Source organism: Flavobacterium sp. JLP (genome assembly GCF_015350755.1).
Lineage (GTDB): Bacteria > Bacteroidota > Bacteroidia > Flavobacteriales > Flavobacteriaceae > Flavobacterium.
In genome coordinates this window covers 258243-280409 of record NZ_JADKPS010000007.1, presented here as the reverse complement: position 1 = coordinate 280409, position 22167 = coordinate 258243, and the positions used below count along the sequence as shown (strand labels likewise).

The 22167-nt window shown below is 32.1% G+C and carries 15 protein-coding genes; 3 read left to right on the top strand and 12 right to left on the bottom strand.

The genetic code is table 11. The annotated features are described in order from the left end of the window. Positions 1–52 precede the first annotated feature (52 nt). Complete coding sequence (locus IRZ83_RS16880; protein WP_194570431.1) at positions 53–1744, bottom strand: RDD family protein; 1692 nt, start codon at positions 1742–1744, stop codon at positions 53–55. 222 nt (positions 1745–1966) lie between these two features. Between IRZ83_RS16880 and IRZ83_RS16875 the strand changes: the two genes are divergently transcribed. Further along, positions 1967–2416: a hypothetical protein gene (locus tag IRZ83_RS16875; RefSeq protein ID WP_194570430.1), complete on the top strand. Its 450-nt coding sequence runs from the start codon at positions 1967–1969 to the stop codon at positions 2414–2416. Positions 2417–2548: 132 nt separating this feature from the next. On the opposite strand, the gene IRZ83_RS16870 is transcribed toward IRZ83_RS16875, so the two are convergent. Beyond that, a complete protein-coding gene (locus IRZ83_RS16870) occupies positions 2549–4936 on the bottom strand; it encodes a penicillin acylase family protein (protein ID WP_194570429.1) in 2388 nt (795 codons plus the stop codon). Between the two features lie 115 nt (positions 4937–5051). Here IRZ83_RS16870 and IRZ83_RS16865 point away from each other — a divergent pair, with 115 nt between their 5' ends. Next, positions 5052–6608 (top strand): hypothetical protein, encoded by a 1557-nt coding sequence (locus IRZ83_RS16865; RefSeq protein WP_194570428.1) that lies wholly within the window; start codon positions 5052–5054, stop codon positions 6606–6608. Positions 6609–6699: 91 nt separating this feature from the next. Further along, positions 6700–8511: a hypothetical protein gene (locus IRZ83_RS16860; RefSeq protein ID WP_194570427.1), complete on the top strand. Its 1812-nt coding sequence runs from the start codon at positions 6700–6702 to the stop codon at positions 8509–8511. Positions 8512–8567: 56 nt separating this feature from the next. Here IRZ83_RS16860 and IRZ83_RS16855 read toward each other — a convergent pair whose 3' ends face one another. From IRZ83_RS16855 to dtd, 10 genes are all read right to left on the bottom strand, one after another. Continuing rightward, positions 8568–9002 (bottom strand): YMGG-like glycine zipper-containing protein, encoded by a 435-nt coding sequence (locus tag IRZ83_RS16855; protein ID WP_194570426.1) that lies wholly within the window; start codon positions 9000–9002, stop codon positions 8568–8570. Between the two features lie 112 nt (positions 9003–9114). Next, a complete protein-coding gene (kynU, locus tag IRZ83_RS16850) occupies positions 9115–10392 on the bottom strand; it encodes a kynureninase (protein ID WP_194570425.1) in 1278 nt (425 codons plus the stop codon). 318 nt (positions 10393–10710) lie between these two features. Beyond that, entirely contained in the window at positions 10711–11760 is a 1050-nt protein-coding gene (gene queA / locus IRZ83_RS16845; RefSeq protein WP_194570424.1) for a tRNA preQ1(34) S-adenosylmethionine ribosyltransferase-isomerase QueA, read from the bottom strand. Positions 11761–12101: 341 nt separating this feature from the next. Next, a complete protein-coding gene (gene aroA, locus IRZ83_RS16840) occupies positions 12102–13325 on the bottom strand; it encodes a 3-phosphoshikimate 1-carboxyvinyltransferase (protein ID WP_194570423.1) in 1224 nt (407 codons plus the stop codon). 133 nt (positions 13326–13458) lie between these two features. Beyond that, positions 13459–13785: a nucleotide pyrophosphohydrolase gene (locus IRZ83_RS16835; protein WP_012022600.1), complete on the bottom strand. Its 327-nt coding sequence runs from the start codon at positions 13783–13785 to the stop codon at positions 13459–13461. Between the two features lie 2 nt (positions 13786–13787). Continuing rightward, the gene (locus tag IRZ83_RS16830) at positions 13788–15776 is read right to left on the bottom strand and encodes a DUF3857 domain-containing protein (protein ID WP_194570422.1); all 1989 of its coding nucleotides are present in this window, start codon (positions 15774–15776) and stop codon (positions 13788–13790) included. A gap of 2 nt (positions 15777–15778) precedes the next feature. Further along, the gene (locus IRZ83_RS16825; RefSeq protein ID WP_194570421.1) at positions 15779–17701 is read right to left on the bottom strand and encodes a DUF3857 domain-containing protein; all 1923 of its coding nucleotides are present in this window, start codon (positions 17699–17701) and stop codon (positions 15779–15781) included. A 1-nt stretch (position 17702) separates the two neighbouring features. Then, positions 17703–19718 (bottom strand): DUF3857 domain-containing protein, encoded by a 2016-nt coding sequence (locus IRZ83_RS16820; protein WP_194570420.1) that lies wholly within the window; start codon positions 19716–19718, stop codon positions 17703–17705. Between the two features lie 4 nt (positions 19719–19722). Further along, positions 19723–21630 (bottom strand): DUF3857 domain-containing protein, encoded by a 1908-nt coding sequence (locus IRZ83_RS16815; protein WP_194570419.1) that lies wholly within the window; start codon positions 21628–21630, stop codon positions 19723–19725. 64 nt (positions 21631–21694) lie between these two features. Then, positions 21695–22147: a D-aminoacyl-tRNA deacylase gene (dtd, locus tag IRZ83_RS16810; RefSeq protein ID WP_194570418.1), complete on the bottom strand. Its 453-nt coding sequence runs from the start codon at positions 22145–22147 to the stop codon at positions 21695–21697. Between the last annotated feature and the right edge of the window lie 20 nt (positions 22148–22167).

Here is a 22167-nt window from a genome sequence, read left to right as displayed (position 1 = left end):
AATTTTGGCAAAGGTTTTTTGTTGATTTAAATCGCTAAGAAAAAAATAAAAGCTACAATTTTATAATTCTTAATTGTGTTGTTGTTGGATTTTCAGTACTAGAAATTTCGTAAATACTTTTTTGGTTCAGCTTGTCATTTAGTGTAATTCTAAATTTAAAACCAGTAAGATTTTTTCCTGTACCACGAATGATTAGGCCTCCATAATCAAAAAATCGCATAGGAAAAATATTCGAACTCCAATTCACCTTTTTATCATCTGAGGATATTGCAATTATTTCAGCCGGAATTCCGTTGTTTTTTAGTTCGACATAAAAGCCTGTTGTGTCAAAATTACTGTCTGAAACAACTAAATTAGGCGATTTTAACCTTATAATATCTTCAATAAATCTGCCTTCTAATTGAGGCACTCTAATTAATCCATCAAAAGTTTCCTTATCATCTTCATAGTAATTTGGGGATTCTTCATATTTGCTTAAAATCATTTTGAGCAAATCTGTTTTGGTAAGGGTAACTTTATCTAAACTATCTTTTGCAACTGTAAATTTATTTTCAAGTAACGAAAGATTAAAACTTTCATTTTCATTCAAATTGAAAATTGAAAATTCAATAGATTCATTTGAGATCTTATCTGCTTTTAAAAATTTAGTTCGTCCGTCATATCTTCCGCTTTTAAGCTGTAAAACGGTGTTAGAATCTATAACTTTTAGTGCGTCCAGAATAATTGCTTTATTTTCTTCAAATGTCCTCTGTGCGGCTTCGTGATATCTATCTTTTTCTTGTTTTTCTTCCCACAAACTTGCTGTGTAGATTAAAAATACTGCTAATGGAAACAGCATAAAATAATATCCGCCCTTAATTCCTGTCTTTTTCTCTTTGTAAACCTGCGTTTCTGAAATAGAATCATGCCAATCTGCCTTAAATAAAAACGAGAGCGAATCTAACGGAATACTTCTGGATAAGGTTCTTTTAAAAATACCCGAAGCTGTTGGTTTTAAACCTTCATAATCTGCAACTCTGCTTTCGGTCAAAAATTTTGCTGGTGTTGCGTTATAAAGAGCTTCAAAAACAAAATAAAATAAAGTCCTAAAGACAAAGACAATAATGGCAAAGGTTACCTGCTGACTAAACTGCGTTCCGAAATTTTCTAAAATTTGATGAAAAAAAGGCACTCGCATTAAAAGATCTAAAAATTGAAATCCCATTAATCCAAAAACGGCCGAATCGATTGTAAGATGCAGTAAACGCTGCCATTTATTTGTTTCAAAATAAGAAATTTTAGTTGACTCGGTATAAACAAAAGTTTCATAATCCAATTCTTTTAACTTATTCAAATATTGCATGCTTTTGTATAAAAAATAGAGCATAAATAATGTTACAGCCAATGAGCCCAAAGAAATCAAAATATCTTTTACAGCAGCGTTTTTAATGTAATTAAAAACATGATACAGACGTATCAGCATAAAAAAACAATGTTCTACAAACAAAACCGAAAATATAAAACGCAAAAGTCGGGTTTCTTTTTCTTTGGAAACATAATAAGCAATACCGCCCACAAAAAGGAAGAAACTAAAAAACAATCTTAGCCAGTTTCCTTCGAACCACAAAAATTCGCGACCTGTAGATATATTATAACTAATGTAATCCAAAATGGAGAATAATAGCGAATCATAATCTCTGTAAAATCCGAGTATGAGACCAATAGTAGAAAGCAATAATGCAAAAAGTGTAATTTTCTTATACATAAATAGGTTTTTGGTTTTTTTCAAAAATAGCAATTTTATTGAGTAATTTTTAAAATTAATACTATTAAAACACATTTAAAATCAGGTCAAAAACAGCACTTATTTTATCTAATAAATGAATAGACTATGTATTAAAAAAATACATAAATATTTTTTTTATCCTTTTACTTTTAAAATGAAAAAACACTATTTTAGCCGTACCCAAAAACAACTGATTAACCTATGAAAAATTTAAAAAAGCACGCCTTTTTGGCTTTAATGCTATGTTTGATTATTCCTTCAATATCTAATTCTCAAACAAATTCTACGCCTGTAGCAATGCCTACGCAACAAAATAAAATTATTGTCGACAAAATTATCGAAGCGGCACATTACAAAAATTATGTTATTGATTTTTGCTTGTCTAAAATAAATGAAGCTTCTGCAAAAGAAGGCTGGAACGATCAAAAAGCAATGGAAATAACAGAAAGCATCAACTACAAAAACTTTAGAGATGCCATTTATAATATGTTCGCATTTTATGATGAAGTTGAACTGGAAACTTTATTAAAAGCGTATGAAAAAGATACTGCTTACCAAAGTACAAATGTTATGATTGCCAATAAAGCACTTGCAAATAATCTGAATATTTTTGCAAATGATATTGTGAAGGGAAAGTATATTTCTAAATAAAAGGCAGCAAGGTGCAAATGCACAGAGGAACAGAGACATAGAGGTTCAAAGGTTTTAGATTAAAACCTTTGAACTTTTTATTTTTATCAAACTCAAACCTGAAACCTGAAATAAAACAAACTTGAAACTTTTCTATCCTTTTGGTTTAAAAATCAATTTAGTAGAAGTTTTTATGATTTCTTCTTTATTCAATTTCATTTTTCTGAATTTTCCAGCATTAAACATTTCTGCTTGATCGTCATAATGTTTGCTGAATGGATTTCCAGATTGTCCCGTCGGAATAATGCTCCAGCTGTTTTCGATATCCGAGAAATCGACAATTCTTCTGGTTGATGGTCCGCCTTTTACATAATACTTTCCTTCTTCGTTAAATCCAAAAAACTGATTATTGATTACTTCATTTGAGCCGGGCGCTGCGAAAGGACCAACGTTGAATAATTTGCGCAAAGCTGCAATTTTACCTAACGGATGTTCGTGTTCAACAGTGTGTACTTTTTCCCAATTCCATTGAGAAATATCATTTCCTAATTGTTCCTGAAGCGCTTTTACAGCTTCATGAAACGATTTATTAACGATATCGTTTCTGGTTTCTTTTACATTTTTAGTTTTAATATTATCCCACCAAACTGAATTTTCATTTTCAATTTGTCTCGCAATAATTTGTTTCCCGATGTGCGTTCCCAGAAATATAGTAAAGTTCTCCTCGCCCATTTCGTCTTGAAAAGTATTTTTTAGATACAAATAAATCCATTTATTGTAAATTGTTGGTCCAACATCTTGTAGATTGGTTGTTCCTTTCCAGGATTTTAAAGTCGACAGCACCTTTTTTTCTTCACTTGAAAGCAACGCAGTGTTTACATTCGAAACCAAACTTTGAACTACTTGCGGCGCGACTGGCGATGTATTATCAAAAATCATTTTACTTATGGCTTCTTTATCCCAATCTGATTTTGAATCCATTAAACTTGAGATTCTCTTCGCACGATCTTCAGGCAAATAATAGCCCGGATACAAATAACCGTCAACAGCTTCCGGCTGATTGTTAGCAGAATATACATAACCCCATTTCGGATTTTCGGCTGACGGATTTTTAGAAAAATCTAAATATTCCGTAATATCATCTTTTCCGCTCGTGCCATCTAAAATCATAAACGAATTGACACCTTTATTGTGTTTGTACAATTTTCCGGTTGCCCACCAAGCGACATTTCCTTTGGCGTCGCCATACATAACATTCAGCCCCGGCGCAGCAACTAACTGCACGGCTTTTCTAAATTCGTCTTTGCTTTTTGCATGCGAAAGTCCGTAAACTGCATCAAGAATCTGAATAGGCTGCTGCGTGTAAATCCAAGACATGGCTATCGGATTTTTTTTATCCAAGCGTTCAATTAAATCATTCATAATGGGTCCGTGTCGGCTTGATTTTACAGTCAAAACAACATCAGAAGTATCCTTAACTTTTATTGTTTTTTTTCTGATTTCATAATTTGCAAAACCCGCTGGTGTTTGATATTGATTTACATCTCCAGCTTTATTTTTTTCCTGATAAAAATCGATATCATCGTTTTCGAACATGGTCAAACCATATGCATAATTGCGATTATGAGCCAATAACGGAAATGGAGTTCCGGCCAAATAACAGCCGTACAATTCAAAATTTGGTGCGACTAAATGTGCTTCATACCAAGTTGCCGGCTGCGAAAACCCAATATGCGGATCATTCGCAAAAATTACTTTCCCGCTCTTTGTCTTCGTTGGTCCGGCAACCCAGCTGTTGCTGCCAACAAATGGAGGAATCGGAGATGTGTCCAGCAAACTTGCAACCGATTTTGCGATCGCACTATATTCGTCGATATTGTCTTTTGAGCTTTTAATTTTGGTTGTATTAAATTCGCCATCAATTCCTAAATCTTTCAGATACTCAGCTCCGTATTTATTTTTAATTTCTGTCAATAACGGATCTGTTTTTTGAGCCATTGCAAAACTGAAAGACATATATCCAAAAATATTATAAACATCCTTTATTGTGAATTTTTCTTTTTTTACGCCAACCAACGTAAATTCAATTGGTGTAGGACCTTCTTCTAAATATTGATTTATTCCATCTAAATACGCCAAAGTCAATTGATAACTCGGACTATTTTTATCTAATTTGGCTATGGCTTTCGCCGAAGCTTCTTCAATACCAATTCCGGAGAAAAACTTATCATTTTTAAGCGCAACAGATCCGAAGATTTCTGATAATCTTCCGGGCGCAATTCTGCGGAGCAATTCCATTTGCCATAATCTTTCCTGCGCATGTACATAACCTAAGGTGGTCATGGCATCTTTTTCTGAATTGGCATAAATATGAGGAACACCAAAATCATCAAAATAAACGGTGGTTTCATTTACAAGGTTTTTTAATTTCAGTTCTCCTTCATATTTGGGTTTTAAATGAAAAATATAAGCACATAAACCAATTCCTAAAACTACAATCAAGACCAATAAAACCAGCAGTATTTTTTTAATTTTTCTCATATTCAAAAAAAGTATAACAATATCAAATTTGTAATAATGTAATTTATAACTTAAATCCTGTAAGTGACTTAGTTTTTTAAAGTCTAAATTTATGTATTTAAAATCAATACAATAAATGTCAGTCTATAAAAAAATAATAATCGGCGTAATTTCTCTTTTTCTACTTGTGATTTTGGCTAATATTGGCTTGAATTATTGGATTAAAAAACAGCTTCCTATTATTATTCATGAGAAAAACAAAACGGCTTACAACATCAATTATGAAAAAATTGAAGTTTCGCTTCTTTCTCGAAACATCTACGCAACGACATTATTGGTAAGTCCAAAAAATCAGCCGAAAGACAGTAAAAACGGACTCTTTTCTAAAATTGAATCAATTACCATAAAACATTTTAATATTTGGGATTTAGCTTTTCGAGATGTTATTCAGGCAGAAAGCATTATCATTAATAAACCTCGCGTCATTTTATATAAAAAAGGCGAAAAACTTTTAAACAACAGCAAAAGTATTAAAAGCGAAATCATCGAGCCTTTCCGCAAAATTGTTGCAGTTTCAAACATTTACTTAAATGACGGAACTGTTGATGTGGTTTCTTTAGATACCGAAAAACCAATTTTCAGCGTTAAAAAAATCATTTTAAAATTAGAAGGCATTTTAATAACAGATGCGACTCTGAAAGAAAAAATTCCGATTCAATACAAAACTTACGCTTTAGTTATTGATAGTTTATTTTACAGACCAAGTGCGTTTTATCATATTAATATTGGTAAAATAGCAACTGAAAAAAACTTTTTAAAAATCAACAATTTCTCTCATATCCCTCAATTTAATAGACGCGATTTTATTAAAAAACTGGATAAGGAAAAAGATATTTATACACTGAAATTTGACTCGGCACAAGTAAAAAAAATGGATTGGGGATTCAAGAACGATCGTTTTTACTTTAAGGCAAATGCTCTTATTATAAATCATTTCAACGCCAATATTTACCGCGGAAAAATGCCTAAAGACGATTTGAGCAAAAAATATTTATACAATCATTTATTGCGAAATATTAAATTTCCGCTTCAAATTGACACTTTGCAAGTTTTGAAATCAAAATTGGTTTACGAAGAAGAAATAGATTTTTCTAAAGGACCAGGAGTTTTGAACTTCGATAAATTCAATTTGAGAGCCATTAATCTCCGAAGCGGTTTTGGTTTGAAAAAAACCAATGATGTTAAGATTAAAGTGAATTGCATTTTCATGAAAACTTCGCCTTTAAATGTCGATTGGAGTTTTAATGTTCTGGACAAAAAAGACAGTTTTCATATTCAGGGCGTTATTTCGAATTTTGATGTTAGGGCAATGGGGCAATTCAGCAAGCCTTATATGAACGCTTCGTTTACTGGAGTCTTTAATAAATATCGATTTAATTTTTACGGAAACGATAATATCTCAAAAGGAAATGCTTCTCTCGATTACGACGATCTTAAAGTCAAATTATACAAAAAGAAACATCCTGAAAAAGAGGCTAAACTAAAATCAGCAATCGTTAATTTACTTGTCAAAAATGACTCGAAAGACAAAGCAAAAAGTGCCGATGTTGAACTGGAAAGAATTCAGGAAAAATCATTTTACAACTTTTTATGGCGAAGCATTGCCGAATCTTTGAAGAAGATTTTGATATAACATTCTTTCCAACAATTTACAAACCTGACAATTATCAGCTTTTACGAAAATCCTTTTTTCAATATTTGTTTTTATTTTAAAATGAAAACAAATGACAAAACCATCTCTACACACTTTTCATATTCCTGTAATGGGACTCGCATATACCATTGACAGCCCAATTCGAGTAGCACAATACGGAATTTCATCTGTTATTTCTATTGCTGATGATGATTTAATTGAGAAGATGCGCAATTTTTACAGCACCAAATTCAATTTTCCATACGAAGAAATAACTCAGAAATTTCACGATTATCGAGCTGAACGAATTACATCTTACCTAAATTTAGTTGATAAAATCGTAAAACAGAAATTCGAAAGCTTTAAAACAGAACTTGCAGAAAGCAAAACTGCTTTAGAAAATTTCATGGCAATCCTTCCTAATTCTTCAGACATAAAAAAAGGTTTTCAAAATTTATTAGAAGATGGGATTTCTTTTAAAGAAAACATTCAAAACTATGTCGAATCTCACTTTTCTCCCGGCGCAATTGATGTAAATATCATGACGAAATTAGACAAAGATAATTTCATTAAAAACGAACAATTGCCAATTCAATTTAATGATGCTCATGCTGCGTTAAGAGGTTTTGCAAACAGTAATTTAGAATCATCTGTAGTTCTTTCGGCAGGAATGAATCCGAGGCTTTACAGTTATTTTGAAAATTTTAATGATTTTTATCCGAATGAAAAAAATCAACTAAAAAAGAAAATCATTCTAAAAGTAAGCGACTTTCGATCGGCTATGATTCAGGGAAATTTTTTAGCCAAAAAAGGGCTTTGGGTTTCAGAATACCGAATCGAATCAGGATTAAACTGTGGCGGACACGCTTTTGCAACTGAGGGACTTTTATTGGGAACAATTTTAGAAGAATTTAAGCAGAAAAAACAAGAGTTGGTACAATCTGCGCACGAACTGATGGTAAAAGTTTTACAGCAAAAAAAGCATGCTTTTCCAGAAAACCCTTTAGATTTAAGAATCACCGTTCAAGGAGGTGTTGGAACTGCAGAAGAACATGATTTTTTACTAGAAAATTATAACGTCGATTCCGTTGGCTGGGGTTCACCTTTTTTATTAGTTCCTGAAGCTACATCTGTCGATCAGGAAACTAGAAATTTACTGATGAATGCTAAAGAAGAAGATCTGTATTTAAGTCATATTTCACCTTTGGGAGTTCCGTTTAATACCGTAAAAGGCACTTCAAACGAAATTTTAAAACAAAAAAGAATTCAAGAAAACAAAGCAGGAAGTTCTTGTCCAAAAAGATTCCTTGCTTTAAGCAAAGAATACGACTCTCAAGGCATTTGTACCGCTTCAAAAAAATATCAAGATCTAAAATTAGAAGAATTAGAAACCAAAAAAGATTTACTTTCAGAATCATGTTATGAAAAGACGAAGACACAAATTACTGAAAAATCATGTTTGTGCGTTGGTTTAGCAAATGCTTCTTATTTAGAAAACAACATTAAAACAAAAGGACAGGCTCAAGGCGTTGTAATTTGTCCCGGACCTAATATGGCTTATTTTAACCAAGAAGTTTCTTTAAAAGAGATGTTACAGCATATTTACGGCAACATTTCTATCTTAAAAGAAAACGATCGTCCAAACTTATTCGTAAAAGAATTAAAAATGTATGTTGATTATTTTAGAAATGAAATTGAAACGCTTTCTGACGAAGCGACTCCGAATCAAATTAAAAAATGGAATACTTTTAAAACAAATCTTTTAAGTGGAATTGAATATTATCAAACTTTATTTTCATCCATTTTCTATTTTAAAAAGGATGAAGAAAAAATTAAAAAAGCATTCAATTTTTATAAATCAGAATTAGAAACCATAAAAATACCAACTTTGGAATTTGTATAAAAAAACAAATCCCCGACTCAGAAACTGAATCGGGGATTTTATATTTAGAGTAGTTGTTATTGTTTCTTTTTGCTTCCGTCAATAATAGCACCTGTTCCTGCTCCAACTCCAGCTCCGGCTAAACCACCAATAATGGCACCTTCACCTTTTTTCTTGCTAATGATCGCACCAGTTGCAGCTCCTACTCCAGCACCAATTACAGCACCTTTAGCAGTTGAACTCCAACCTTTCTTTTTTGTTGTAGTGGTAGTCGAAGTTGCCGTTCCGTCAGCTTGTTGATGAACTACTACAACTTTTTGAGCTTCAACTTTTTCTTTTTCTGCTTGTACATTCGCCATTTCAGTCTTCATTGAATCAATAACACGCTGTTTGTCAATTTCAACTTTCATTGAGTCAATACTGGCTTGTTTTGCTCTGTTAAGATCTTCTTTTCCTTGATTTTGACAAGAAACGATTGTTAAGGCCGCGAATAAAATATATAAGGCTTTCATGATTGTAGTTTTAAAAATTGTACACTACAAAGTAAAACCGTTATATTCTATTTGAGTTACAAGATTTAGATTAAAGGTTATAGAATTTGAAGATATTTTATTTATTTTTTTGTTACTTTCCTAAAATTCCTTTTTTAAGAATTTGCCCAAAGTCATACATATCTTCATATGAACAATATAACGGAACTGGTGCAAGACGAATTACATTAGGTTCTCGCCAATCTGTAATTACTCCGTTTTTCATTAAATAATCAAATAGACTTCTGCCTTCTCCGTGTAAAAATACGGATAACTGTGACGCTCTTTCTTCAGGATTAGAAGGAGTTATTATTTCGAAATTGCCTTTAACTTCTTTATCAATTTCATGCAGGATAAATTCTAAGTAAGAAGTAATATGATCTCTTTTTTCAATTAAAGCATCCATTCCAACTTCAGCAAACATTTCTACCGACGCTAAATATGGCGCTAAAGAAAGTACCGGTAAATTACTAATTTGCCATCCACCTGCTCCGTGAACCGGATCAAAATTTGGTTCCATTTTAAAACGGCGTTCTTTATTATGTCCCCACCATCCAGCAAAGCGAGGCAAATCATAATCGTTGTGATGTCTTTCATGAACGAAAACTCCAGAAGCATTTCCTGGTCCTGAATTCATGTATTTATAACTGCACCAGGCAGCGAAATCTACATTCCACTCGTGAAGATTTAATTTTATGTTTCCAGCCGCGTGCGCCAAATCCCAGCCTACTTTTGCACCGGCTTTTTGTCCGGCTTGAGTAATAGTTTTAATATCGAAAACTTGTCCGGTATAATAGTTTACGCCGCCAATTAAAACCAAAGCCAGTTCGTCTCCAACTTCTTCAATTTTTGCTAAAACATCTTCTAAGCGAATATTATGTTCGCCTTCTCGTCTTTTAATTTCGACAATTGCATCTTCGGGTTTATATCCATGAAAATGAACCTGACTCTGAAACATATATTGATCTGATGGAAAAGCTTTTTCTTCGCAGATAATTTTGTAACGTTTGCCTTTAGGCTGATAAAAAGAAACCATCAATAAATGAAGATTTACAGTCAAAGTATTCATTACGGTAACTTCCGATGGCAATGCTCCAACAATTTTACTCAACGGTTCAGCAAATCTTTCCTGATAATCCCACCAAGGTTTTTGAGCATAAAAATGACCTTCGACAGCAAGTTCTGCCCAGTCATTCATTACTTCATCGATATAAGCTTTAGTCCGTTTTGGCTGTAATCCAAGTGAATTTCCTGTAAAATAAATAACGCGTTTGTCATTCACTTTAGGGAAAATAAATTGATCTTGATAATGATTTAACGAATCTTGTGAATCGAGTTGTTTCGCGAATTCGCGTGTATTTTGAAAAGTCATTTTTTTTATTTTGACTGCTAAAATAACAAATTTTGTTTGTTTTGTTTCAGGTTTCAGGTTTCAAGTTGATATGCTTTGTGTGTTTAACCGCAAAGCGCGCAAAGATTTTTATCAAGGTTGACGTTTACAAACGCTAAGTTCGCAAAGCTTTGCGTTCTTTAGCACTTGGCAAACACAAACTGAGCAAAAATCTTTGCGCGCTTTGCGGTTAATTTGCAGAAAGAACTTGAAACCTGAAACTTGAAACAAAACTATAAAAACAGAAAACCCGACAGCTTCTAAAAATACTGTCGGGTTTATTTATAAGATAAACTCTAATTAAAGAATTAACATAGCATCTCCGTAAGAATAGAATTTATATTCTTCTTTGATAGCTTCATCGTAAGCTCTTTTCATTAAATCGTGACCACAGAAAGCAGAAATCATCATTAACAATGTAGATTTTGGCGTGTGGAAATTTGTAATCATACAGTTTGCGATACTAAAATCGTGAGGAGGAAAAATGAATTTATTTGTCCATCCTTCGTACGGATTTAAAGTATTTTGAGAAGAAACTGAACTTTCAATAGCACGCATAGAAGTTGTTCCTACTGCGCATATACGTTTTTTCTTTGCTTTTGCTTCGTTAACGATATCGCAAGCTTCTTGTTTGATGATCAATTCCTCAGAATCCATTTTGTGTTTAGACAAATCTTCAACCTCAACCGGATTAAAAGTTCCTAAACCAACGTGAAGCGTAACCTCAGCAAAATTTACTCCTTTGATTTCTAATTTTTTCAAAAGGTGTTTTGAAAAGTGTAAACCAGCAGTTGGCGCCGCAACAGCTCCTTCTTCTTTTGCATAAATCGTCTGGTATCTTTCAGCATCTTCAGCAGTTACTTCTCTGTTGATGTATTTAGGAATTGGAGTTTCTCCAAGTTCTGTCAATTTATTTCTGAATTCTTCGTAAGAACCGTCATATAAAAAACGTAAAGTTCTACCACGAGAAGTTGTGTTGTCGATTACCTCAGCAACTAATGAATCGTCATCTCCGAAATAAAGTTTATTTCCGATACGGATTTTTCTAGCCGGATCAACCAAAACGTCCCAAAGACGTTGCTCTGAATTTAATTCTCTTAATAAGAAAACTTCAATTCTTGCACCTGTTTTTTCTTTGTTTCCGTACAAACGTGCCGGAAAAACTTTTGTATTGTTAAGAATTAAAACGTCTCCGTCATCAAAATAATTGATAACATCTTTAAACATTTTATGTTCTATAGTTTGCTTTGCACGGTCAATTACCATTAAACGAGACTCATCTCTGTTTTCTGCTGGAAATTCCGCTAAAAGTTCTTTTGGTAAATTAAATTGAAAATGTGATAATTTCATATTTGAATTGTTGATTTTAAAGTGTAGATCTTAGATTTTATATCTAAAATTATAAATCGTGTGCAAATATACGATTGTGAGATAGGCGTTGTCAAGTGTTTTGCTGTTTATTTTCAAAAGTAGCTGATTTAGTGGCGTTTCGACAACATCAAAAAACTGTTTTTCATCATATAAGTGATATAAGTGCATTTAATTTGCATACTTTAAAAAATTGATGGTGTTTTTATTTGGCTAAAGCCGAAAAATCTAAACATAAAAAACCCCTAGTTAAAACCAAGGGCTATTCTAATTATGCTCATTTATTTAAATGAACTTATATCACTTATATGGTTCAACATTTTTTACAATTCGAAAACTTCGAAATTTAATTCTTTTAAATCATTCCAGAAATCAGGATATGACTTAGAAACTACTTCAGCATTTTCTATAATAATTGGCACTTTTAATGCCAATGGTGCAAATGCCATTGCCATACGGTGATCGTTATATGTTGCAATTTTTACATTATGATTAATGTTTTCTGAGGCTACTAAAGTCAGACTATCATTGGTTACCGAGATATTGGCTCCTAATTTTGTAAGTTCAATTCGAAGTGCTTCCAAACGGTCAGTTTCTTTGATTTTTAAAGTATGAAGCCCTGTTAAATGACAGCCAATCCCTAAACCTAAACAAGTTACGACAATTGTTTGCGCAATATCAGGCGTATTGTTCAATTCGAAATTTACATCTTCAAATTTAAAATCAGCTTGCTTTACCAAAGTCATTTTATTTCCTTCAAAAGTAGTCTGAACTCCTAATTTTTGATACAATGAAATCAATTCAGAATCACCTTGTAAACTATTTTCTTTGTAACTGCTTAAAGTGATTGATGCAGTATCGGCCAAAGCCACTAAACTGAAAAAGTAAGAGGCAGAACTCCAATCTGATTCTACTACCATTTCTTTTGATGCTACTTCTGCTTTTGGATGCACTTTAATTACATTTCCTTCAAAACTGGTTTGAATATCCAGATCCTTCAGCAAAGCCAAAGTCATTTTGATATACGGAATTGAAGTAATTTCTCCTTCTAAAGTCAGTTCTAAACCATTTTCTAATTTTGAAGCCACTAATAAAAGTGCCGAAATGTATTGACTGCTTACATTTGCTGCCAATGTTACTTTTGAAGCCGTAACTTTTTTTCCTTTGATTCGAATTGGCGGATATCCTTCTTCTTTTTCATAAGAAATCTCCACTCCCAATTGTCCTAAAGCTTCAACTAAAATTTTTATCGGACGTTCCTGCATTCTGCTTGAACCTGTCATGACAACTTCTCTTCCTTCATTTACTGCAAAATAAGCAGTTAAAAAACGCATTGCTGTTCCTGCGTGGTGTATGTCTACGATTTCTTCGTTACCAATTAATGCTTTTTGCATTACTTCGCTGTCATCAGAATTAGATGTATTGGCTAAAGTAATATTTGGAAACAAAGCTTTTAATAATAATAATCGATTGGTTTCGCTTTTTGATCCTGTTACTGCAATTTGTCCTTGTAAATTATGTTGAGTTGTCTGGAGTAGTAAATTCATTTTTTTAATTGTAAGTTGTAAATTGAATTATGAATGATTAGAAAACGTAATTCAGCTCCGCAATTTACCACTCCCTGCTCATAATTCAAAATTCAAAACTCATAATTCAAAACTTATGAGTGATATTTCACAATTATTTTAATTTATCGTTGTTTTTGTGACGGTCTTTATCTCGAACCGATTTTAAATCCATTTTTTTATCAAAGGCGGCTTGCAAGTCGATTCCGGTTTGATTGGCAAGACATAAAACCACGAAAACAACATCGGCTAATTCTTCTCCTAAATCTTTGTTTTTATCGCTTTCTTTTTCAGATTGTTCTCCGTAGCGACGTGCAATGATACGTGCAACTTCACCTACTTCTTCCGTAAGTTGTGCCATATTGGTTAATTCGTTAAAATAGCGAACACCATGTTCTTTTATCCACGTATCTACATCAAGCTGTGCATTTTTCAAATCCATAGTTATATTTTTTTAAGAATAATTTTTTCGTTTTGACTGGCAATCATTTTCTGAAAAAGATCTTTTAATCCATCATAATCTTCAGCTGCAAAAATACTATTGTTAATTTCTTTTACACTGCTAATTTGAATTTTGTTTCCTTGATTTAAAACATTTAAGGTATATATTATTTCTTTATTTTCAGATGCAATTCTAATTGGAGTCGGCATTGCTTCTATTTGATATCCTTCCGGAATATCCAAAGTCACATTAAATCGTTCTTGGGTTGGGTATCCGAAATAAATCCCCATTTGTCTTTTTTCCTGACTAAAAGGATTTTTCGATCTGGTAAAAAAAAGTAACGGGCTAACGAATATTTTTCCTCCAATAATTTCAATTTGGTTATCTGATGAAAACTCAAAAGTTTCAATTATAGGATTTGACAAATTTGTGTTTTTATTTTCAACAACATAATTTGAGATTTTTAAATCTCCCAGTTGTCCTCCATATTTGTCAAGATAATCTTCTTGGCTTCTATTGGCATTTTTAATCCTAAAATTATAAGCATCATAATCTGTTCTCTGAATTCTGATCTTTCCTTCAACTTTTCCAAAAGCATCCATTTTGGCTATTACACTTGAAAATTCTTTAGATAAATTATCTGTATCCAAATTGATTTCTAGAGAAGTTCCATCTTTTTTGATCAATCTCCCTTTCCAGTTTAAAACATCTAATGGCAAAATATTTGGTGAAGTAAATTTATGCGAAGCGTCGAGCAAAATTTGCTTTCCATCAATTTGCGCAGCAACAATAACATAATTAAAACCCGTTCTTGTCGGGTAAACTGGTACGCCATTTTCAATAGTACTTACTAAAACGGGGTTAGCATCAACCCCTCCTAATTTCAGCATATTGATTAAGATGAAATTAATTTCCGCGACATTTCCTGTTTGATCTGCGTATGCTTTTACAATTCCTTTATCCGTATAATAACTCTTTTCTTCATTCCAATTCATTTTATTCTGAACGAACTTAAAAACAATATTCATTCTTTCATTCAACGATTCTACACCATTCAATAATCGTTTAACATCTTCTATTAAAAAGTTCTTTTCATTTAATTCTTTTCCGAAACTTTCATCTTTAAAAATAGTAGAAACAACACCTTCCCAAGTTATAGTATAATCTTTATCTGGCTTATCTGGATAACGAATTCTCTCTAATTCGTACTGAATACATCCTTTGTAATTCTCAATATTATTTACATAAGGCTCTTGTGCTAAAGCTGGAATATCTTTTCCTTTATAAGAAGAATTGATTTGTCTAAAAGAAAGCAAACTGGTTCGATTGTAATCATTATCAAAACTTTGATTCTTATCAACAAGTTTAGCCTCTGATTCTATTGGTAGTTTTCCAATCAAAATAGGTTTGTAAATATAAAACTCAGGAATCTCCGTTTTATATTCAAAATAATTTACAGGAATGTCATATTGAATTTCAAAATCAGGCAGTCTAACTATATTCTCTGATTTTAGTATGTATTTGTATTCGATAATAGAACCTACTTTTACGTTTGGCAATGTTATCATTTTTTCATTCCAAAATTTATTTACTTTCTTCTTAAAAGTTCCCTGATTATCTAATTTAGTTTTTACAATTGCACCATTTTCGAGATTATATGTAATGGCATTTGTAAACTCTAATCGGTCTTCGTTTAGGTTTTCATAACCTATATAAAATCGTACTTTTTGATTCGCCCAGTCAAGTCCTTCTTTTTTATAGATTTTAATTTTAAACTCGTAAACATGATTGGCCGAAAACCCAACATCTTTATTGTATGTAAAAAATGTTCTCCCTTTTTTAAATAAAATTGTGGCAGGCGCTGCTGTATCTTTTGGATTTGTTTTTTCTTGTAATTCAGTAATTGTAACTCTACTTAACTCATAGTTTTGAGCATTTATTTTCGAAAAGCAGAAAAGTAAAAAAACAACTGCAAGATTTTGAAACTTCATATTTAAATTCTTTTTAAAACTATTTTCTCTGATTGTTTTGCAAGCATTGTTTTATAATATTCCTTAAGCATTTCATATTTTTCGATTGGAAATATAGCCTCGTTGATTTGATGTATCATCGAAATCTGGATTAGGTTGTCTGTAAATGCGATATCAAACTTAAAAGCACCTAGATTATCTTCCATAACCACGGCAGTAGATTCGGGTAGATTTTCGACTGTAAAATTCTCCGGAAGCTTAATTGTTATGGTATATTTATTGCAAAAAGGAAAACCAAAATCGACTGGATACTCTCTTTTTTCCTGCTTAAACGGATTTTTTTCACTTAAGAAAAACAACATCGGATTTAAGTAAATTTTTCCATCTATTACTTCTGCTAAATTTGAACCTGTAAAAGAAAAAGATTCTGAAACTGGCAATAAAAATTCGTTTTGATTTACTCTTTTGTATTCGCTTATCTCGATATTGCTGTTTTTGTTTTCAATTTCTTCAATGTAAGCTTCTTCTTTTTCAGATGCTGTTTTTTGTCTAAAACTCAAAGCATTGTAATCAGAATATTGTCTTCTAGCCTTTCCTTCTACTTTTCCTTGTTCTGTAATTTCAAAACTCATTGTAACAAGATCATTAGAGGTTTTCTTTGGCATCAAATCTATAACGTCAGAAGTTCCGTCTTTACGAATCAATCTTCCCACCCAATTTAAATCTCTTAATGGCAAAATATTTAAAGTTGAAAATTCATCAGTTGCATCTAATAAAACATTTCCGTTTGGAGTTTCCACTGCGGCAATAACATAATTAAAAGCATCTATATTAGGAAAAAAAGTAATGCCATTAGAACGCGTACTTATCAAAACCGGATGCGCTTCTAAACCAGAATAACGCAACATTGCTGTCAACATTAAATTAATATCAGCACAATTTCCTGTCTTTTCTTTATATGCTTTTCGAACGCCTTGATCACAGCCATATCCGAAATGATTATTCCATTTTATGTTCGATTTTACATAATTTAAAATCGCTGTCATTTTATCTTCAGATTTTAATTTTGCTTGCAACAATAATTTTAAGTCTTCTTCAAAATAACCTGTTTTATTTAATTCAAGACCAAAATTTTCATATTCGTAAATTGTTTTTGCTACTGCCGACCAATTTGAAGAAAATGATTTAAATATCTGACCTGGAATTGCTATAGTTTCGAGTTCATGAGAAATAGAAGCGCGATAATTATTGATGTTATTGACATATTCTTCTTCTTTCATGGCTGGCAGATTTTGAAGCGAATAAATATTTTCGATCGCTAAATAGCCATATGTATTGGCAACTTGAGTTTTTATTTTTGGCGAAAAAAAACCAGTTGTATTTCTTTTAAATACAAATGAATCTGGAATTATCGTTTTAAACTCTGAATAATTAACTGGAATGCTTTTTTGAAAATCCCAATCGCGAATATTCAAAGCACCGCCGTAATTTTTAAATTGATATTCTATTATAGACCCTTCTCTCACATCTGGAAACGTGATCTTTTTAATCCAATAATTTTTATTGCTCTTTTCGAGAAATTCACCTTCTGGCTTTAATTTAGATTTTACAATTTTTCCATCGACCAAATTATAAGTATAAACTTCAGTTATGCTTATAGCACTTAATTTTCCCGAAGGGAAAGCAAATTGAACATTAGACCAATTGTAGCCTTCTTTCTTGTAAATTTTTATCCGCATCTGAACGCTAGTTTCAGATGAGCCTGTATTTTTTATATCCACAGTTCCTTTGCTAAATAAAATAGCTGCTGAAGCTGCAGAATCAATTGGATGTTTTTTTTCCTCAAGCTCAGCAATAGTTACTTTTCCCATCTCAAAATTTTGAGCATTGATTTTTAGAAATCCAATAAATAAAAAAACAACTATTGCTAAGTGTCGGAATTTCATGTTAGATTCTTTTTAAAACAATTTTCTCCGTTTCTTTTGCAATCATTCCTTTATAATATTCTTTAAGCATTTCATATTGTTCTGTTGTTACAATTGCTTCATTGATTTGATGCGCAATACTTAACTGCAATGTATTTCCGTCAGCTGCAACATTAAATTTAAAACTGCCGATGTTATCCTGCATATTGATTATTGTACCAGTTGGCAATGTCTCAACAGCAAATCCTTCTGGAATTTTAATCGTAATATTATATTTATCTAAAAACGGAAAACCAAAGTCTACAGGATATTCTCTTATTTCTTGTTTAAACGGATTTTTTTCGTTTGCAAAAAACAACATTGGGCTAACATAAATTTTTCCTCCAATAAGTTCACAAAAGTTATTCCCGGTAAATGAATACGTTTCTATAGTGGGAAGCAGAATTTCTTTTTCGTTTGTACGAACATAATCGCTTATTTCGATTTTACCGCTTTTATTCTCTAACTTTTCTAGATATTCTTCTTCTTTCAAACCATTAATTCGATCTCTAGTCATCAAGGCATTATAATCTGTACATTGCCTTCTGGTTTTGCCTGTTACTTTTCCATCAGGCTCTATACTATAACTTAGAAAAACAATATCGCTTGACGTTTTTTTAGGCATTAAATCGACCTCTTCAGAACTTCCATCTTTTCTAATTAATCGTCCGGACCAATTCAGTGTTCTGAAAGGCAAAATGTTTGGCGTCGAAAATTTATCAGATGCATCCAGTAATACATTTCCGGTTGGCGTTTCGACCGCTGCGATTACATAATCAAAAGCAGTTCGATTTGGGAACAATGCAATTCCGTTTTCACGTGTACTGACCAAAACCGGATTTGCCGTTAAACCAGCATAACGCAACATCGAAGTAAGCATTAAATTGATATCGCCAATATTTCCTGATTTTTCTTTATAGGCTTTTTTTACACCATTATCACAATCATAACCGCGATAGCCATTCCATTTTACATTTGACTTTACATGGTTTAAAATTGCCCATATTTTTTCTTCAGGTGTATTTTTTCCTGCAAGCACAATTTTTAAATCATCTTCATAATATCCTGATTTATTTAATTCTGGGCCAAAGCTGTCGTATTCATAAATGGTTTTTGCAACAGAATTCCAATCTGCTGAATACATTTTCATTGGTGAATTTGGAAATTTTGTCATAGACAATTCATGCTGAATACTCGAAACATAATTATCCATATTATTTACATAAGCCTCATCTTTCATCGCAGGAAAATCTTGCGCTATGTAGGTTGTTTGCGTTTCAATATAATCTACTTTTTCAGTCGAATATTCTGTTTTTACAACATGCCCGTCTGAAACTCTGTCTTTATTATTAAAAGTGATAGATCTAGGCCTTTTATCAACTGTCATTTTAGGAAAAACATAACCTTTTTGTCTCGAATTAAAAACATAATATTCAGGCACGTAAGTCATAAACTCTGAATAATTAACCGGAATACTTTTTTGAAAATCCCATTCTCTGATCAATCTGTCGCTTGGGCTTTTGATCGTATACCGATATTCAATCACTGAACCCTCTTTAACATTCGGCATTGTGATTTTTTTCCTTGCTCTAAACTTATTTACAGTTTCATCAAAAATTCCCTCGCTTTTCAGCTTTGTTTTTTCAATTTTACCATCAATCAGATTATAAGTATACGCGTCACTAAACGACACTTTTTCACTCAGATTTGTAATATTATAATACCAAACGTTTTGATTGGCCCAATCGTAGCCTTCTTTTTTGTAAATTTTAATTCTAGCTTCAACATCAGTCAAAGTAACAAATCCATCGTTTGGATCGTATTCGATTCTGGCTTTTCCTTTCGTATACAAGACAGCTGCCACGGCCGATGAATCTTTTGGATGCACTTTTTGTTCTAATTCGGCGATAGATACTTTTCCTAATTTAAATTCTTGCGCTGTTGTTTTTGAAACAAATAGCAGTACAATAAATAGACTAAAAAATTTAATAGATTTCATTTGGTTAGTTCTTGGTTAATATAATTTTGGCGTTGTCGTTTCTTGAAATTTGCTCCATAAAAAGACGATACTCATCGTATTCTTTGTTTGAATATTTTCCTTTATTCAAAAACATAGATCGTTTGTAAGTCAGTTTGTTATTTTCTTTTTTGATAATTTCCGTTTTATATTCACCAAATTTTCCTTTTAATTCAAAGTTTGAAGGAAGAAATTCTATCGTAAAACCAGCTGGCAGATTAATTTCAATTTCATCAGAATCTAAATAACCGCGCTGAATTTGAAACGGATTTTTTCTATTTCTGATTCTCTTGATATTTCCCGTATTCTGGTTGAAAGCATCAATTGCGAAAATCATTTTATTAGCTGAAATTGAAGCATAATTTATAGCGCTCAGCTGCACATCTTCGGTAAAACGAATGTTTTCTTTATCATTTGAAAAAGTTATTTTCCCTAATTTCAAATTATTGATATTATCCCAATATTCTTTATAATGTGCTTCTTTTTCTGTAGGCTGTAAATTTTCGATTCTGGCTTTTGAACTGTATTGAGAGCCTTCAGAAACTATTGAAATCGAACCGGAGAAATTTCCATTTTCGTCTATTGAATAAATTCCTTTGTCTTTTTGAGTATTACCATTGTCTTCGTAAACTTTAGTTCGAACAATTTCACCGCCTTCTGGCTTGATTACTAAAACATCTCTGTCGTCTGTAAAAGTTCCTTGATAACCAAAAGGATCATCTTGGCTTGTGCATTCCAACCAGGTATAATGATTTCCGTTTGGAATAGCCAAAATAATATGATTTCCCTGTTGAGATACAAAATCTGATACAATATCTGTTTTATAGCGATTACCGTATAATTTTGTATAATACGATTCTACTCCAACAGAATTTAATAATGCTTTTGTATAATTGGTTAAAGCTTTACAATCTCCATAACCTAAACGATCTACATCGCTTGCCAGCATTGGTCTCCAACCGCCAATTCCTTCTGCGATAGCCACATACCTAACTTTTTGTTGAAGGTAATTATATATTAATTTTGCTTTTTTAATCGGATCTTGCTCATTTCCAACCAGATTTCTCATTTTAGATTTGGTTTCTTCTGAAATCTGATCTGTACCAACTAAAATCTTATCAGCCCACCATTTTCCAAATTCTTTCCACGTTTTTGCATTTCCATCTACTCCTTCCAAATTAAAAAATTCAAGTCCCATCATAACTTTTGGATAGATGTCTGTAAAAACAGGGCTTTGATCTTCATACTTTTGAGCTAAAATATTGGATGCCGTATAACTTAATTGAGTTTCGTTATCGATAGTTTTTTTAATATTAAAGCTAGAAAACTGACATTCTTTTTTTCTAAATCCTAAATTGGATGAATATTTGACATTAAGAATGCTTTTTTCTACACTGGTGTAATATTCATCCAATGGCATCCATGTTGAAATGAATGCAGTCGTTGAAGTTTCGACTTCACTTGTAAAAACAATTGTATATGGATATGAAATTGGCGTGTATTGCAAATACATATACCTATTATCTGAAATAAGTGTCATTCCATCTGCAACACTTTGATCTTTAAAATCTTTTCTCTTGATTTTTTTAATTTCATTACCAAAAACATCATAAACAATGGCTTCAATATTTTTAATTGAAGAATTCTTACTATAGCCTTGTGATGCATGTACAGCATCATTACCATTTTCATTAAAAACAGTCACAACGCGATGATTTTTGACATTCATGCTTCGCTGTGACAAAATAGCAATATCAGTTTGGTCTAAGCGAACAACTGCATTGGCATTTTCTTTAAGACTATCGGCAATAGTAAGGATTGAATATTCGCTCTTTTGAGCAAAAGAAATAAGGGTAAAAAAGAAAAAAAATAACGCAAAAAAAGGTTTTTTCATTAGTAAGGAATTTCTCCAAATATATATTATTTTTAGAAATTCTTAACAAACGTTTAATTATTTTTTATTCCCTGTTTTTGCTGTCCATTATGATCGTAACCGGTCCGTCATTTAACAGACTGACTTTCATATCAGCACCAAAAATTCCGGTTTGAACTTTCTTATTGAATTCTTTTTCTAAAGTTTTTACAAAATTTTCATACATCGGAATAGCGAATTCTGGTTTTGAAGCTTTTATGTACGAAGGACGATTTCCTTTTTTTGTAGAAGCATGAAGTGTAAATTGGCTTACAACAAGTATTTCACCATCAATATCTTGAACCGAGCAGTTCATAATGTCATTTTCATCGCCAAAAATTCTCATTTTAATGATTTTCCCGACCAGCCAATCAATATCTTCCTGATTATCGGAATCTTCAATTCCAACCAAAACTAATAATCCCTTTTGAATGTTGGCAACTACTTGATTATCGACAGTAACTGATGCCTGGGAAACTCTTTGAAGAACAACTTTCATAGAAATTATGAATTGTAAAT